Source organism: Pseudomonas sp. NPDC089547 (assembly GCF_050280665.1).
Lineage (GTDB): Bacteria > Pseudomonadota > Gammaproteobacteria > Pseudomonadales > Pseudomonadaceae > Aquipseudomonas.
In genome coordinates this window covers 1-16,761 of sequence record NZ_JBNNVS010000021.1, presented here as the reverse complement: position 1 = coordinate 16,761, position 16,761 = coordinate 1, and the positions used below count along the sequence as shown (strand labels likewise).

12 protein-coding genes are annotated in these 16,761 nt (G+C 62.1%); 6 read left to right on the top strand and 6 right to left on the bottom strand.

What is annotated here, in order from left to right; all coding sequences use genetic code 11:
• The first annotated feature begins 112 nt into the window (after positions 1-112).
• Positions 113-1,495: a PLP-dependent aminotransferase family protein gene (locus ACQKPZ_RS16040; protein WP_427539786.1), complete on the top strand. Its 1,383-nt coding sequence runs from the start codon at positions 113-115 to the stop codon at positions 1,493-1,495.
• A gap of 27 nt (positions 1,496-1,522) precedes the next feature.
• Here ACQKPZ_RS16040 and ACQKPZ_RS16035 read toward each other — a convergent pair whose 3' ends face one another.
• Positions 1,523-1,993, bottom strand: coding sequence for a GNAT family N-acetyltransferase (locus tag ACQKPZ_RS16035; protein ID WP_427539783.1), 471 nt, complete (start codon positions 1,991-1,993; stop codon positions 1,523-1,525).
• Positions 1,994-2,372: 379 nt separating this feature from the next.
• Here ACQKPZ_RS16035 and ACQKPZ_RS16030 point away from each other — a divergent pair, with 379 nt between their 5' ends.
• Positions 2,373-4,121: an OPT family oligopeptide transporter gene (locus ACQKPZ_RS16030; protein WP_427539780.1), complete on the top strand. Its 1,749-nt coding sequence runs from the start codon at positions 2,373-2,375 to the stop codon at positions 4,119-4,121.
• 95 nt (positions 4,122-4,216) lie between these two features.
• Here ACQKPZ_RS16030 and ACQKPZ_RS16025 read toward each other — a convergent pair whose 3' ends face one another.
• Both ACQKPZ_RS16025 and ACQKPZ_RS16020 read right to left on the bottom strand, forming a co-directional pair.
• Positions 4,217-4,921: an IclR family transcriptional regulator gene (locus ACQKPZ_RS16025; protein ID WP_427540014.1), complete on the bottom strand. Its 705-nt coding sequence runs from the start codon at positions 4,919-4,921 to the stop codon at positions 4,217-4,219.
• A 177-nt stretch (positions 4,922-5,098) separates the two neighbouring features.
• Positions 5,099-6,415: an OprD family porin gene (locus ACQKPZ_RS16020; protein ID WP_427539777.1), complete on the bottom strand. Its 1,317-nt coding sequence runs from the start codon at positions 6,413-6,415 to the stop codon at positions 5,099-5,101.
• Positions 6,416-6,651: 236 nt separating this feature from the next.
• Between ACQKPZ_RS16020 and ACQKPZ_RS16015 the strand changes: the two genes are divergently transcribed.
• Positions 6,652-7,572, top strand: coding sequence for an SMP-30/gluconolactonase/LRE family protein (locus ACQKPZ_RS16015; protein WP_427539775.1), 921 nt, complete (start codon positions 6,652-6,654; stop codon positions 7,570-7,572).
• 45 nt (positions 7,573-7,617) lie between these two features.
• On the top strand, positions 7,618-8,952 hold the full coding sequence (locus ACQKPZ_RS16010; protein WP_427539772.1) for an MFS transporter: 1,335 nt from the start codon (positions 7,618-7,620) through the stop codon (positions 8,950-8,952).
• Between the two features lie 4 nt (positions 8,953-8,956).
• Here the strand turns inward: ACQKPZ_RS16010 and ACQKPZ_RS16005 are convergent, their stop codons facing one another.
• A complete protein-coding gene (locus tag ACQKPZ_RS16005) occupies positions 8,957-10,183 on the bottom strand; it encodes an MFS transporter (RefSeq protein WP_427539769.1) in 1,227 nt (408 codons plus the stop codon).
• Between the two features lie 84 nt (positions 10,184-10,267).
• On the bottom strand, positions 10,268-10,945 hold the full coding sequence (locus ACQKPZ_RS16000; protein ID WP_427539766.1) for an RraA family protein: 678 nt from the start codon (positions 10,943-10,945) through the stop codon (positions 10,268-10,270).
• A 231-nt stretch (positions 10,946-11,176) separates the two neighbouring features.
• Between ACQKPZ_RS16000 and ACQKPZ_RS15995 the strand changes: the two genes are divergently transcribed.
• Both ACQKPZ_RS15995 and ACQKPZ_RS15990 read left to right on the top strand, forming a co-directional pair.
• Positions 11,177-12,154, top strand: coding sequence for a hydroxyacid dehydrogenase (locus ACQKPZ_RS15995; RefSeq protein ID WP_427539763.1), 978 nt, complete (start codon positions 11,177-11,179; stop codon positions 12,152-12,154).
• Positions 12,155-12,236: 82 nt separating this feature from the next.
• Positions 12,237-13,565, top strand: coding sequence for an MFS transporter (locus ACQKPZ_RS15990; protein ID WP_427539760.1), 1,329 nt, complete (start codon positions 12,237-12,239; stop codon positions 13,563-13,565).
• Positions 13,566-14,208: 643 nt separating this feature from the next.
• On the opposite strand, the gene ACQKPZ_RS15985 is transcribed toward ACQKPZ_RS15990, so the two are convergent.
• A complete protein-coding gene (locus ACQKPZ_RS15985) occupies positions 14,209-16,698 on the bottom strand; it encodes a TonB-dependent siderophore receptor (RefSeq protein ID WP_427539757.1) in 2,490 nt (829 codons plus the stop codon).
• Positions 16,699-16,761: the final 63 nt, after the last annotated feature.

Sequence of the window (16,761 nt, the reverse complement as noted above, 5' to 3'; positions counted from 1 at the left end):
CTCGATAATTCAGTGTTCAGTACATCACTGACGGGTTTATCAAGGCCATGTACAATCCAATACAGTTGAACCGAACTGTTATGTATATAAAACCCGCACAGTTGAGGGCGCGATGAAACGCAGCGGAACGCGAATTCAAACGGTCATGGGCGAAATACAGTCCAGGATCGCCTCCCGAACCTACACACCCGGCACAAGAATCCCCTCCGTGCGGGCCATGGCCCAAGCCATGCAGGTCTCGGTCTCTACCGTCCTTGAGGCCTATGAGCGGTTAATGGCTGAGGGCGTACTTAGCGCTCGCCCTGGCTCCGGCTTTTACGTGGCGGGGCCAGTGGCGCCCTTGGCACTGACCGAACTTGGCCCCAGGTTTGATCGAGTGGTCGACCCGCTGTGGATCTCGCGACAGTCGCTTGAAACCTCCATCGATGCGATGAAACCCGGGTGCGGGTGGCTACCGCCTTCCTGGATGTACGAAGCCGGCATGCGTAAGGCGCTTAGATCCGTTGCCCGGTCTGACGCATCAAAACTGACAGAGTACGCTTCACCGCTTGGGTACGCTCCGCTCAGGCAGTTTTTGTCGCGACGCCTTGCAGGCATGGGCATCGAAGCCCCTCCGGAGCAGATCATGCTGACGGAATCCGGCACTCACGCCATCGACCTTATTTGCCGTTTTCTGCTGGAACCGGGCGACACAGTACTGGTAGACGACCCCTGCTATTTCAACTTTCACGCGCTGCTCAAAGCACACAGGGTGAACGTGGTCGGCGTACCTTACACGCCGACGGGCCCGGACATTGATGCGTTCGGCGCTGCCCTGCTCGCGCACTCGCCGCGGTTGTACATCACAAATTCCGGCATCCACAACCCGACCGGGGCCACCCTCTCACCGGTCACGGCGCACAAGTTGCTGAAGCTGGCTGACACCTCCAGCCTGGTGATTGTCGAGGACGACATTTTCGGCGACTTCGAGCATACGCCCGCGCCACGGCTGTCGGCTTTCGATGGCCTTGCTCGTGTCATCCAGATAGGCAGCTTCTCCAAAACCATCTCAGCGTCGATCCGATGCGGCTACATCGCTGCTCGCGGGGAATGGATCGAAAGCCTGGTCGACCTCAAGATTGCGACCACATTCGGCGGTGGGCGCCTGGCCGCAGACATCATCCATCACGCGATTACTGATAGCGGGTACCGAAAACACATGGAGGGTGTTCGCCTTCGGTTGGCCGAGCAAATGGACAAAACGGTAGCGAGGCTTCAGGCCATAGGTATCCAGCCCTGGATCATCCCCCAGGCTGGCATGTATGCCTGGTGCCAGTTGCCTCACGGCAAGGATGCCGCAACACTGGCCAAGGCGTGTTTGCCGGAAGGTGTGGTGCTGGCACCCGGAAATGCCTTTAGCCAGTCGATGACGGCGGGGGATTTTCTGCGTTTCAACGTTGCTCAATCGGGTGACGCCAGAATCTACGAAGTGTTGAAACGGGCTCTGAGTGCTTAGGCGCTGTTTCGCCTTCCCCTGCCCTTTTCATCCGATCAATCGCTTGCGCATGGGTGTGCATGCCAGTTTAAGCCCCGAAGGCGAGGTATAGATGCCGCTTTCCTCCCCGAGGTAGCCACACCGGTGGTAGAACGCAGTGGCATTCGGGGTCGCGTCCAGATGTATTTCGGCAAGCCCGGCCTCAAGCGCCAGCCGCTCCAGGTAATGGATCATGGACTTGCCAATTCCCTGCCCCATGAACCCAGGCAGCACAAATACAGCACCCAGCTCACCAGACTGGAAATCAATAAACCCCGTGGCAACCGCTACTTCGCCCCACCATCCAATGTGGTACTGGTGCTCGACACTGGCCCGGTAACGGTCCGTCAACGGCACCTGTGTCCAGGCTTGAACCTGTTCTGGCGTGTAGACGGTAATACACTGGTGCCGTATAGCCTGTAGCCGGATATCGAAAGCGACCTCGGCGTCGATGTACCTGGCTGGGCGGATCTCCAACATGCTCATTTTCCTTATGATGGGTGGTCATGATCGGAGCATGAAAAAGCCCCGACCATTGTGGGCGGGGCTTAGGGGATGCGTGGAATTTGGGTTCGTGAGCACGACTCGCACACTGTGGGAGCGGGCGTGCCCGCGAACACCGGCGCGGCCGGTGCCAGGCTCCGCGTTGGATTCTTCGCGGGCGCGCCCGCTCCCACAGAGTGCGCGTCGCACTTCCGAACCCGTTATCGCTCACCGGCTGCAATGGGTCGATAGCAGCCGCTGGTGCGTGCCCAAAAGGGGCCAGGGTTACCTCAAATGCCCCCTGCGACAGTGAACCTTCGCGGCTGCCAGGGCTCAGTTGTCCTGAACGCGCTTGCGATGTCGACAAAGGAATGCCATGGCTCATGCTCCCGCCACTGCCCTGCCCCAGGTCCGCGTCGAACGCGAACTGAGCCTGAGGGCGGTGCTCACCGGTGCGGTACTGGGCATCCTGCTCACTCCCTCGAATGTGTATGCGGGGCTGAAGATCGGCTGGTCGTTCAACATGTCGATCATCGCCCTGCTCATCGGTTTCGCCCTTTGGCAGGGCCTGGCTGGGCGCAGTAAACCCCTCCCTGGGTGGACGTTGCACGAAAGCAACATCAACCAGACCGTGGCCTCGGCCGCCGCCTCCATCGTCTCCGGCGGGCTGGTCGCGCCAATCCCGGCCTACACCCTGCTCACCGGGCACCAGCTGGACCCGCTGCCGATGATGGCCTGGGTATTCTCGGTGAGCTTCCTGGGTATCTGGATCGCCTGGTACCTGCGCCCCACCCTGCTCAACGACCATGGCCTGAAATTTCCTGAAGGCATGGCGACCCTGGAAACGCTGCAGCAGATCTACAACCAAGGGCGCGAAGCCATGGTACGGATCAAGGTGCTGTGCGGCGCTGCGCTGTTGTCAGCACTGGTCAAATGGATCGACACGGTGGTCTGGGCAATACCGCGTTGGGCCCCCACCCCTGCGCTGGAGCGCCTGACCTTCACGCTCGACCCTTCACTGATGCTGATCGGCTTCGGCAGCATCATCGGCATTCGCGTCGGCCTGACCCTGCTGATCGGCGCCGCACTGGCCTGGGGCGGGCTGGCACCGTGGCTTGTCGGGCATGCCCTGGTGGTGCTTGCCCCAAGCGCCAGCGGCCCACAGTTCGCCGCACTGGTGGAGTGGCTGTTGTGGCCGGGCGTGAGCCTGATGGTCTGCGCGACCCTGACGTCATTGCTGGTTCGCCTGTTTCAGGTGCCCCGGCGATCGCCCGCCGAACCGCGGGCACCACGCGCCAGGCTGCGATTGGCCCCTTGGCCTGCGTCGGGGCTGTTGTTGGCCATGGCGCTGGTCGTGACCCTGCAGGTGCTGCTGTTCGGCATCGACGGGTGGATGGCACTGTTGAGCCTTCCGTTAGCGGTGTGCCTGGCCGTGGTCGCCGCACGGGTGGTCGGCGCCACTGGCATCGCGCCGATTGGTGCCATCGGCAAGCTGTCGCAGCTCAGCTTCGGCTTGATTGCCCCTGGCCAGGTGGCGATCAACCTGATGAGCGCCAACACGGCGGGGGGTGCAGCCGGGCAGTCCACCGACCTGATGAACGATTTCAAGGTTGGCCAGGCGATTGGTGCAACGCCGCACAAGCAACTGGTGGCGCAGTGCATCGGCATTTTCATCGGCAGCGTGGTCGGCGTGGTTGTCTACCTGGTGCTGATACCCGACCCGCAACACCTGCTGCTCACCGAGCAGTGGCCGGCACCGGCTGCGGCAACCTGGAAAGCGGTGGCGCAGACCTTGACCCAAGGGCTGGGGGCGCTGTCGCCAGCGCTGCGCTGGGCGATTGTGCTGGGTAGCGTGGTGGGCGTGGTGCTGGGGGCACTGGATAGCCTGCTGCCGCCGCGGCTGGCCCGCTGCCTGCCGAGTACGGCGGCATTGGGCCTGGCGTTCATCCTGCCGGCGTCCATCAGCCTGATGATGGGGCTTGGCGCAGTCATTACCTGGCTGGTCAGTTGTCGGTGGCCGAGTGTGACGGAACGCTTTGCGATCACTGCGGCAGCGGGTTTGATCGCCGGCGAAAGCATCATGGGTGTGGGCGCATCGTTCTGGGAGATGGTTCGGGGGTTGTAGGCGCACCACCCTGCTCCGCCTCCGGCCACCCCGCCAAAGCACTTCGGATCCTTTTGCCCGCGAACCCGGCACGGGGCAAGCGCGCTTTCACAGGCCTACTGTGTTGGTTCGGCCGGCTTGTAGCCCAGGCTGCGCATCAGGTCACGTGCCGCCTCGAAGAACATCTGCTTCAAGCTTTCCGCATACTCTTCGGTCAAACGGCTTGCAGGCCCCGATATCACCAGAGCCCCCATGAGTTCCTGCTGCGCACCGTAGATGGGCAATGCCATTGAAGCAGCATGGGGGTCGGTGGCACCTTTGGAGTAGTACGGCTTCTGCAAGTCGATGCCGACCTGGTAGCTCGCGCGCAGCGCCTGTGCGCCCGCGGCTTCATCCATCGGGCGCATGTCCCCCGGCTGAAGGTTCAGACGCAGTCGGTGCGACGAATTCACCCGGTATTGGCACATCCTGTATGCACCATGGCGCACGTAGAACGACGCGGTTTCACCGGACTGTTCGGCCAGATGGTGCAAACGCGGCATCACATGCTTTTCGAGGTCCAGTGCCTCCTGGTAGACCGCATTCAAGCGCATGACTTCACTGGCCAGCTGGTAGCGCCCATCCGCCATGCGCGTAATGAAACCGTGGTTTTCCAGGGACACCATCAAGCGCATGATCGTGCTCTTGATAAGCCCGGTACGCTCGACCAGTTCAACCAGGCTCAGCGCTGTATCGCCTATCTGAAACGCGGTCAGCACGGTCAAAACACGGTCTGCCGATGCCACACCATTCACCGCTGGACGCGGCCGCGCCTTCACCATTTGCAAGACCTCTCAGGATTAATGCCCTCCAGTGTACCCAAGGGCGAAAAAATCCCATTATCCGACAACGGTCGGCAGTGGTCGAGCAGCGCCACCAAGGCGTCGGCGCTTTCCCTGCGCCTTGGCAATCAGCAAACGGAGCTACTGACGCAACCCCGCCGCTTCACTGCCCGACACTCAGAACAGCGGCAGGGTGTAGTTGATGATCAGGCGATTCTGGTCACCATTGCGCGCTGCCTCGCTGTGCGACTTGCCATTGCGCCAGGCCACACCAAGCCCTTTGAACGTGCCGCCCTGGATCACATAGTCCAGCGTGAAGTCCCGCTCCCATTCCGACTGTTCAGCACCGCCAGCAGCCTGGATATGGTCACCCTTCAAATAAATCACCGAAGCCTTCAGCCCCGGTATGCCGTTGGCAGCAAAGTCATAGCCGTATTGCGCGAAGCCGGTACGCTCACCGGCCCGGGTGAAGCTGAGCAGCATTTTGTCCGTCCATAGATAAAGGCTGCTGCCGCCGGCGCCCTTGTCGATCGAACCCTGATTGATCTGCACGAAATTGCTGTCATCGGAAACGCTTTGGTAGCCCAGCGTCAGCGAATGGCCCCGCAGACGGTACGTGAAAGCTGCGCTCCACAGGTCGTTCTCGATCTCTCCATCACCGCCATCGGTGTAACCACCAATGGTATAGCCCTGGCTTCGCCCTGTACTGCTGCCGTTGGCGCCGTCGGAGCGGGTGCGGAAATAGCGCAGGTCAGTGGTCAACGCGCTGTCATCGGTCAAGACCAGCGTGTGATTGAGCCCGGCGAACTGCTGCAGGTAGTAATCTTCGAGTTGACCAGCGTAATACTGCAGCAGCAGGGTTTCGGTGGCCCTGTAGTCGGCACCGGCAAAATTGAAACGGTCACTCTCCTGGGTGCCGCCACTTACGGCCATGCCAGTGAGATCGGTCGAAGCACGCCCCCTGGCCCGATTCAGGGCGCCGCCGACCAGCGTGAGCTTATCGATGTCCCTGGACTGCAACTGCACGCCCTGGAAGGTCTGCGGCAGCAATCGTCCATCAGAAGCCACCAGCACTGGCAGCTTGGGCATCAACTGCCCTACGCGCAGCTCGGTCTGGCTCATTTTCAGCTTGGCGGTGACACCGGCGCTGCTCCAGCGGTCAGCTGCGCCATCACCCTCGGAAGGAATCATGGTACCGCCCTGGTGCCGCCCCCTGCCGCTGTCCAGCGTCAGGCCCAGCATGGCCGTGGCGTCTACCCCGAACCCGACTGCACCCTGGGTGTACCCGGAGCGCACGTCGAGCAGAAACCCTTGCGCCCACTCCTCGGTTTTGGAGGGCTGCGCCGTGCCGTCACGGTTATCGCTGTTGAAGTAGAAATTACGCATCGACAGATTTGCGTGGCTGTCACTGATCAGGTCGGCCTGGGCAGAAAAGCCAATGACACTGCCACCTGCCGCGAGGGCAATGCGGCCGATCGTGGGTAAGGATTTCAAGAAGCAGACTCCAAGGGATCGTTGTTGTTATTTTTTGAAACGCCATTTCTTTATATGGAGTCAGATCAACGCCAAAACGTCAATACCTCCCAGGAAGCGAGCGCTATAAACCGCTATCACCCAAAAATTTGCTTCACCCTTCGTCCGATTTTGATTTATTTTGCAACGACATTGCATTAAACCAACAATAACATCAGTCGGACGCCAAGGCGTCCCCCGGTCCAACAGGAGCGCCCATGAGCTTCTTCGCTGCCCCGCCCACCGTCGAAACCACGGTATTCACCCGCCTGCCTGATCGCTTCCGCGACCCGCGCCCGACCGCCTGGGCCAACGCCAACCGTCAGGGGCGCGCCATCGACTCGTTCCTCGAAGGCCCTTCGTTCGATCGCCACGGCCGCCTGTACGTGACCGACATTCCCAACGGGCGGATTTTTCGCATCTCGCCCCAGGGCGAATGGGAGCTGGTGTGCCAGTACGATGGCTGGCCCAACGGCTTGAAAATCCACCAGGACGGGCGCATCTACATCACCGACTACAAACGCGGGATCATGCTGCTCGACCCGCAGACAGGCGCCATCGAAGCGCTGCTCGACTCGGCCGGCTCGGAAGGCTTCAAGGGCGTCAACGACCTGGTGTTCGCGCCCAATGGCGACCTGTACTTCACCGACCAGGGCCAGACCGGCCTACAGGACGCCACTGGCCGGGTTTACAAGCTCGATGCCCGAGGCAATCTCAGCTGCCTGCTAGGCACTATTCCCAGCCCCAACGGCATCGTCTACGACCCGCACCTGAACCACTTGCTGGTGGCCGTGACCCGCGCCCAACAGATCTGGCGCATCCCGCTGGGCAACGGCTCGATCGTCGGCAAGGTGGGGGTTTTCGCCCAACTCCATGGCGGGCTGGGCGGGCCTGACGGCCTGGCGCTGGATGCCCAGAGCAACCTGTATATCGCCCATACCGGTTTCGGCTCGGTGTGGAAGCTGTCGAAAGTCGCCGAGCCGCTGCAGCGCATCGTCTCCTGTGCCGGCATCAGCAATACCAATCTGGCCTTCGGCGGGGACGACGGGCAGACCCTGTTCATCACCGAGTCCGAGACCGGCAGCATTCTCCAGGTGCGCACCAGCACACCCGGGCTGGCGATGTATTCCCACAGCTGACCTAGCGCCTGTCGGCGCACACAACAACTACAAAAGAGTGACGACATGACCCACGAATCCCCCGCTGCCCAGGCGCCGCTGAGCGACGCCGAGGGCGAACGCCTGATGCGCCGCGTGCTGTGGCGCCTGGTACCGTTCATCTTCATCTGCTACGTGATCAGCTACCTGGACCGCACCAACGTCGGCTTCGCCGCCATCAGCATGAACCAGGACCTGGGCCTGACCGCCACGATGTTCGGCTGGGCGGCCGGCCTGTTCTTTTTCGGCTATTTCATGTTCGAGATCCCCAGCAACCTGCTGATGCAGCGCTTCGGCGCGCGGGTGTGGATTGCGCGGATCATGATCACCTGGGGGCTGATTTCCATGGCCACGGCGTTCGCCACCGGGCCGATCAGCTTCAGCATCGCGCGCTTTCTGCTGGGCCTTGCAGAGGCAGGCTTCACGCCTGGGGTGTACCTCTACTTCACCTACTGGTTCCCCGGCAAATGGCGGGCGAAAGCCACCGCGGCGTTCCTGCTGGGCATTCCGGTCGCCAATATCGTCGGCTCGCCACTGTCGGGCTGGCTGATGGAACAGCACGGCGTCTGGGGCCTGAAGAACTGGCAACTGCTGTTGGTCACCGAGTCGATGCCCGCCGTGCTGCTGGGGATCGCCTGCCTGTTCGTGCTGGTCGACACCCCGGCCAAGGCCAAATGGCTCAAGCCGCGGGAAAAGGCCTGGCTGACCCAGCGCCTGTCCCAGGAGCAACAGGCGATCGGCGCCTCCCACGGCAACACCCTGCGCGCCGCGCTCACCAACCCAAAGGTGTTCACCCTGGCGGCCATCAACTTCTGCTGCATCGTCGGCTCCATCGGCATCGGCCTGTGGCTGCCACAGATCATCAAAAGCCTGGGCATCGACAGCACCGTGGTCGGTTTCGTGGTTGCCCTGCCCTATCTGCTGGGTGCCTTGGCCATGACCCTTTGGGCACGCCTGGCCAACCGCAGCCGCCATCGCCTGCCCTATGTGGTCAGCGCGCTGGCACTCGCCGCCGTAGCCTTGGTGGCCGCCGCCCTGATAGACCAGCCGATGATGAAGATCGCCAGCCTGTGCGTGGCCGTGGCGAGCGTCCTGTCCTTCCAGGCCACGTTCTGGGCGATACCGTCGACCTTCCTGACGGGGCGCGCCGCCGCGGGCGGCCTGGCGATGATCGTCTCGATCGGCAACCTGGGTGGCTTCACAGGCCCATTCCTGATCGGCCTGATCAAGGACGCCACCCACAGCTTCAGCATGCCGTTCTTTGCCGTGGCCTCGATCCTGCTGGTCGGCACCTGCCTGATGCTCTGGCTGGGCGACCCCGCCAAACAGCAGGCGCCCCGCCCACAAGGCCAACCCGCCTGATCGGTCAACTGCGGCGCCGCATGTCGTACTGCCCTACCAGCCCCATCAGCAAGATCCCGCCGGCGACCCCCAAGGTCGCCGGCGCGCCCCAGCGGGCCGCGATCAGGCCTGCCGCCATGCCGCCCAATGCCTCGAAACCGAATCGCATGGCTATATAGAAGGCGATGACCCGGCCACGCAAATGGCTCGGAGCGCCGCTTTGCAGCTGCATGTTGGTACTAACATTGCTCAGGGTGATGCCAAAGCCCAACACTGCCAACGCCGCCAGCGCCAATGACAGCGTACCGGCCAACCAGAGGCCGAGCAGCGCGACCGCGCACAACCCTGCCCCTGCATCTGTGAACTGGCGCAGCCGTGGCAACGCGCCACCCACCGCCAATACCAGGGTCGCCACGAATGCACCCGCGCCCGCCGCCCCCCACAACCAGCCGAGCACGCGCGCATCCCCAGCGAACACCGCCTTGGCCAGAATCGGCAGCAACGCCGCATAGCACGAGGCAAGCAGGTTGACCATGATCACATTCACCAGCAACTGACGCACGCTACGGGTATGCCACAAGTACACAAGGCCCTCGCGAAACACCTGCGCGGTCGACCCGGCGGCCCTGGGGCTGGCAGTACCGCGCACCTTGAGCAAACCACCGAGCAAGGCCAGGAATGCGACAGCGGTGAGGGCGAAGCAGGTCGCCTCGCCCGCCACGGCAATCAGCGCGCCGGCCAAGGGCGGGCCAACGAAGCGTGCGGCGTTGATCAGCATGGCATTGAGCACCAGCGCATTGGGCAAGTCCGCCGGGTCATCGACGAAGCTGCCGATCAAGGCCTGGCGCAGCGGGGTTTCCAAGGCATTGAGCAAGCCCAGCAGCAAGGCCATGGCGGCAATGAACATGCCGTCGACCCAACCGAGCCAGGTGCAGCCGGCCAGCACCAGCGACTGCAGGATCAGCAGCAGTTGCACAATGATCAGCATGCGGCGCTTGTCGTGCCGGTCGATCCACGCCCCGGCCAGCGGGCCGATAAGCAATTGTGGCGCCAGGGAAAGGAAGGTGATCAGCCCCAGCAGCACGGCGGAGCCGGTGAGGTGATAGGCCAGCCAGGCCAGCGCGACTTGCTGCACCCATTTGCCCAACGTGGAGATGCCCTGGCCGGCGAAATAGATCTGGAAGTTACGATGGCCGAGTGCACGAATGGCGGTGGGCCAGGGCTTACGCTGCGGCGATGATGAATCGGACAAATCTGCGAACCTCGATAGGCCCACGACCGGCGCCGAGCCAGCGCCACTGCGCACCCCATCGCAAGGTGCGCAGCGCGTGCAGGATCAGCCTGGCAGCAGGCAGCCTTTCTTCTTCAAGGACTCCAAAACCCATGAACGGTCGTTGGTGCCTTGGGCAATTTTTTCCATCTGCGCGGTTTCGGCAGTGTGCTTGGCTGTGGCGCCGGCGTACACGTCAGCGACGTGATCGTAAGGTATGCACAGCAGGCCATCGTCATCACCGATCACCAGGTCACCCGGCTCAATCACCATACCATCAATGGCAATCGGCACGTTGATCTCCCCCGGGCCGTCCTTGTAAGGGCCACGGTGCGAAACGCCGGCAGCGAACAACGGGAAGTCACCCGCGCCGATGTTTGCCGCATCGCGGATGGCGCCGTTGATGACGATACCCGCCACGCCGCGCTTGACGGCATAGGCCACCATCATTTCGCCGATCAGGGCGTTGCTCAGGTCGCCGCCGGCATCCACCACGATCACATCGCCCGGCTGAGCGATGTCGATCGCGTAGTGCAGCATGAGGTTGTCACCCGGGCGGGCCTTGACCGTCAGGGCCGGGCCGCACAGCACGCCTTCGCGGTGCATGGGGCGCAAGCGGGCACCCCCTGCCGTCATGCGGTTCATCGAGTCGCTGACGTTGGCGACCGGCACCTCACGGTAACGTGCAACCCACTCATCGCCGACCTTGCGTGCGCGCTCAAGCACCTGGAAGCCAATGCTCATGTGACCTACCTCTCTTGATGTTATTCGTTGTCACCGACTATTGCCGATGTGTTTTTAGAATGTCATTTCATTGTGCGCATGGCAATCGGTTTTTGACGCCTTGATTTGCAGGTCTATCGAGTGTGTTTTTATTTTCTTGCAACGGCGTTTCATTATGATAGGGTTAAATCACTGCCGCATCTGCGCGGCACAAGGCCCTGAACTGCCCCTGACAAGAACAAGGTGTCCATGATGTCCCGTACCATTCTGCTGACCGGCCCCGCGCTCGCCGCCGAGGCCATGAACCTTGCTGCCGAACAGGGCGTGAGAGTCATCCCGACCACGCCCTACCTGCCGGCCGAAGAGCTGGAGGCCATCATTCGTGCTGAACAGCCCGATGCCATCGTGGTCCGCCAGGGCAACCTGACCCGTGCCATGATCGAGGCCTCACGCAACCTGAAAGTGATCGCCAAGCACGGCGTGGGCTACAACACCATCGATATCCAGGCCGCCGCAGACCGCAGCATCCCGGTATCGATCGCGGTAGGTGCCAATGCCCAGTCGGTGGCCGAACTGGCCTTCGCCCTGATGTTCAGCGTGGCCCGGCAAACCGCACTGCTGGATGCGCGCATGCGTGACGGGCACTGGGACAAAGCCTCGGCCAACGGCATCGAACTGTCGGGCAAGACCTTGGGCCTGATCGGCCTGGGTTCGATCGGCGGCATCCTGATGGACCTGGTGGCGCCGCTGCGCATGAAGGTCAAAGTGTTCGACCCCTACCTCCAGCAGCTGCCGGAGCGCCCGCACGTCGAGCGTGAAGAGGATTTCGATCGCCTGCTGGCTGAAAGCGATATCATTAGCCTGCATTGCCCGCTGACCGAGGCCAACCACAACCTGATCGGTGCCGCCCAGCTCCAGCGCATGCGCCCAGGCGCCATCCTGATCAACACCGCTCGCGGTGAGCTGATCGACACCAGCGCCTTGGTAAAAGCACTCAGCGAACGCCGCATCGCCGGTGCTGGCCTGGACACCTTCAACCCCGAGCCGCCGCCCGCCGACAGCCCGCTGTGGGGCCTGCCGACCCTGGTCGCCACGCCGCATGTCGGCGCCAACACCAGCGAGGCCCGTGACCGTGTAGGCCTGGTAGCGCTGAAACAGATTCTCGATGTCTGGGCGGGCAATGCTCTGGACCCGCGCTGCGTGGTCAACCGCCACCTGTTTGCCAGCTGATCGCACTCCCTCGCGTGCCCTTTCGCGAGAAGGGGGACGTTCACGACGCGTCACTCCAGAAAAAAAACAATTGGAGAGCACCATGACTTCAGCAACATCGCTGCCGGATGACCTCGAACGCAGCACCATGCGCCGTGTCGCCTGGCGCCTGCTGCCATTCCTGATCGTCTGCTACCTGATCGCGATCATCGATCGCGGCAACATCGGCATGGCGTCCCTGCAGATGAACGAAGATTTGCAGCTCACGGCGAAGGTCTTCGGCTTCGCCAGCAGCCTGTTCTTCTTCGCCTACTTCCTGGTCGAAGTGCCCAGCAACCTGGCCATGCAGCGCTACGGCGCGCGCATCTGGATTGCCCGCATCATGATCACCTGGGGCCTGATTTCCGCCGGCACCGCGTTCGTCCAGGGCGCCAACTCGCTGTACGTGATGCGCTTTCTGCTCGGGGCCGCCGAGGCCGGGTTCTTCCCGGGCGTGCTCCTGTACCTCACCTACTGGCTGCCGTCGGCCTACCGCGCACGCATGGTGGCGCTGTTCATGGTGGCGATCCCTGCCGCCAACTTCATCGGCTCGCCGCTGTCGGGCCTGCTGCTGAGCCTGGATGGCTGGATGGGCATGCGCGGCTGGCACTGGCTGTTCATTCTCGAAGGCATCCCGGCGGTGCTGCTGGGCATCGCCTGCCTGTTCGTGCTGACTGACCGCCCCGAACAGGCCAAATGGTTGAGTGACGAGCAGCGTGGCTGGCTGATCAAGCGCCTTGGCGAAGAAGCCGCGAAGAAAACCGCAATCGGCCACATCTCCCTGTGGAAGCTGCTGCGCCACAAGGATATCTGGGTACTGGCGCTGATCTACTCGGGCGCTTCGGCAGCCGGCAGTACCATGAGCGTGTGGGCCCCGCAACTGCTCAAGACATTCGGCCTGACCTCGATGGAAATCGGCCTGGTGAACGCCATCCCCTACGGTATCGCCTCGGTGTTGATGATCATCTGGGGCCGCAGCTCCGACCGCACCGGCGAACGCCGCTGGCATACCGCGATGACCATGCTGCTGATCGCTGCGGGCCTGCTGATGACGCTGTTCACCTCATCCCTGCCGGCAACGGTGGTGATGCTGACCATGGTCCTGGTAGGCGCCTATTCGATGAAAGGCCCGTTCTGGGCACTGGTTTCGGGCTGGCTGTCGTCTTCCACCGCCGCGGCCGGGCTGGCTGCGGTTGGTGCCATGGCCAACCTGATCGGTGGCGGGCTGATGGTCAACGCCTACGGCGCCATCCACGATGCCACGGGCAGCTACTCGCTGGCACTGATGCCACTGGCGGCGCTGTGCACCCTGGCGGGTGTGGCGGTACTGGTGATCGGGCGCAAGCGCCAGCGCGAGCAGGCTGACGTGGCGACCGCTGCCAGCGCGAAGTAACTACCCCGTGCAGCAACCTGATGCCCACGCTTTTAAGCAGAGCGTGGGCGTTTTTTTTCGGCCGCCTTGCAAATCCCAGGCTGTCAGGGCAGGCACGCCAGCGCGGTGACGTGTGAGCTGCCCATCGCCGGGCGCGCCTCCCAGGTCCTGCACTCGCCTGAAGGCTGGTGATGTTCCTAAGTGTGGCTTGCCGGCGATGAGGCCAGTCGCAAATGGCTGCTGTCGACCCATGGCAGCCGGTGAGCCGAACAGCAATCTCTGTGGGAGCGGGCGCGCCCGCGAAGAATCCAACGCGGAGCCTGGCACCGGCTGCGCCGGTGTTCGCGGGCACGCCCGCTCCCACAGAGTGCGCGTCGTGCTCAAGAACCCAGCAATTTTTCAGTGTCTGCTATGGGTCGAAAACAGTCATCCGCGACCGGCAGCCATCGGCCCGAAGCAGACATCTGAATACCAGGGCCGCGGCGCGGCCCATCGCCGGCAAGCGCGGCTCCCACAGGTCCTGCACTTGCCTGAAGGCTGGTGATACTCCAGTGGGAGCTGGCTTGCTGGCGATGAGGCCAGCACAGACGATCGAACCTTGAATGGGTCCTGTCAGCTGCAACCCGAGTGAAATGCTTTCTGGAAAGGTGCTCCAGTTCGCCTTTCAATACTCCCAACGCAATGTGGCGGTCACGCTACGTGGCTCCCCGTAAAGGTCACTGTAAACACTGGTACTGGCGTAGTATTTCCTGTCGAACAGGTTGTTGACATTGACGGTACCGGTGAAGTGGTCGTCGAACCGGTAGCGTGCCAGCAGGTCAACCAAGGCATAGCTGCCTTGACTGGCCTTCAGGGTAGTACCCGGAATCACTTCGGTATTGCCGTAACTGGTTGCGCTCTCCCAGCGAATACCGCCGCCCAGGGTCAAGCGATTGAGGTCACCGGTCAGCTCATAGGTGGTGAACAGTTTGAAGGCGTTTTTTGGAAAGCCGACGTTGACGTCCACACCGTCAGGATAATACGTGTTGACGTGGCTGTAAGACGCTTGCATCTGCCAACCCGGCAGCACCTCCCCCGCTACTTCCAACTCAAGCCCTTTGATTTTCACATCCGCCGGCTGCACCAGGGTGGCGAACGAGTTGGGGTCGGTCAGGCCTGAGTCAACAGGGTAATTACTGATCTTTGACTCGAACAACGCGGCAGTCAGGTTGAGCCTGCCGTCGTAGTATTCACCTTTCGCACCCACCTCATAGCTGTCGCCTTCGGTAGGATCCATGAAGGTTCCCTGGACGGTTTTGCTCGATTGTGGCTTGAAGATGCTGGTGTAGCTGGCGTAGATCGAGTGATGCTCGTTCAGGTCATAGACAATGCCGGCGTAGGGCGTAAGCTCACCATTTTCTCGTTTCTTGCCATCACCCGGCGCATAGTCGATGGGGTCACCGTAGTAGATCATCGACTGATCCAGCTTGAAGTAGCTCAGGCGCGTGCCGAGGATTACCGACAGATCATCGGTGGGTTTCAGGCGCACCGTACTGTAGGCCGCGTATTGGCGCTGGCTGTACTTGACGTCGCCCTGGCGGTCGAGCGGCGGTTTTTCGATATCGCCACGCCATTCGAAAACATCAGGGATCGATGGGTCCCAGCCGCTTCCGCTGCGGTCATACCACAGCGGATAGGCTCCGGTGTTGCTGCGGTAGCGCATGGCACTGACCCCGACCACCAATTCGTGCTCGCGCCCCAACAGGTTGAAGGGGCCGGTGATATAGGCGTCCAGCGAGTTCTGCTCGGGCTTGCTCGGCCACTTTGCCATGAACAGCCCGGTACCGGTGCCGGTCTGTTGGTTGGGGTAGCCGAAACTGCTGAACCAGCCGTACTCGATATCATTGTCGTCACGCACATTGGTGACCGCGACCTTGGCTAGCCAGTTATTGTCGAAGCGGTGCTCGTAGGTGCCGAATATCGAGGTGCGCTGGCGGTCTGCATGGCTCCAGTCCGCCGCGGAGTTGAACGAGCGCTTGAAGTCGGTGCGTTGGCCATTGCTGTAGAACGCAGGGAAACCGAAGTACCCGCAGGCATCACAATTGCGCACCTGGTAGTCGATACCGAAGCTCACGGTATCGCGCTCGCTCAGGTCCGCCTCGATGATGCCGTAGGCCACCTGCCGCTCGGTGCTGAGGCGGTCGGTGAAGGCGTTGGCGGTCTGGTAGGCACCGACCAGGCGCCCACGCACGGTACCGTTTTCCACCAGCGGGCCAGAAACGTCGACCTCGGTACGGTAATTGTCCCAAGAGCCGACACTGCCCTGGACAGAGGCGGCGAACTCGCGTGTTGGCCGCTTGCGTACCATGTTGATGGTGGCCGAAGGTTGGCCGGTACCGCTGAGCAGCCCGGTGGAGCCGCGCACGATCTCGACCCGGTCATAGACCGCCATGTCGTTCGACTGGCTGCTCATGGAGGGCTCGAACACCGTGGGAATGCCGTCCACCTGGAACGTTTCGACCTTCATGCCACGCGAGAAGATACCGACTTCATCGTCCGAAGCATTGCTCTTTTTCTTGTAGAGCACGCCAGGCGCCTGGGCCAGCACGTCCTCCAGGCTCACCAGGTCCTGATCACGCATACGTTGGCTGGTCATCACACTGACCGCCTGGGGTGTTTCGCGGATCGACAGCGGCAGCTTGGTTGCGGTCCGGGCAACCCCTGTGGTGTAGGAGCCAGTGCCTTGCGTGGTATCACCCAGGCCGCTGGCATTGACGTTGGTGGCGCCCAGTTGCAACGCAGTACTGCCTGCGTTTTTTTCCGTCAGCAGATAGTTGTCTCCGGTTCTGAGCGCCTCCAGCCCGGTACCTTGAAGCAGCACTGCGAACCCCTGGTCCACGCTGTAGTGGCCTTGCAGGCCGGGGGTGTGACGACCATCGGTCAATGCGGTTTCGAACGAAAGTACGACCCCTGCATCGCGTGCAAACTGGTTCAATGCCGCGCCGAGCGGGCCAGGCGCAATCCGGTAAGCCTGAAGCGCTTGTTCTGCACAGGCCTGGCTGGCCTTGTTCGTGAGCGGCTGGATAAAACCGACCTGGATTACGACTGCTGCACCCAATAAGAGCCTGGGCAATGTGCGTGGGGAGGTACTGGCGGGTGGGGTGAGGCGTGGCATGTCTGCTCCTTCAATTGCCATTGGCAGGCTGTTTGAAGGGAAAGCACGAACGAGTTTTAAAAA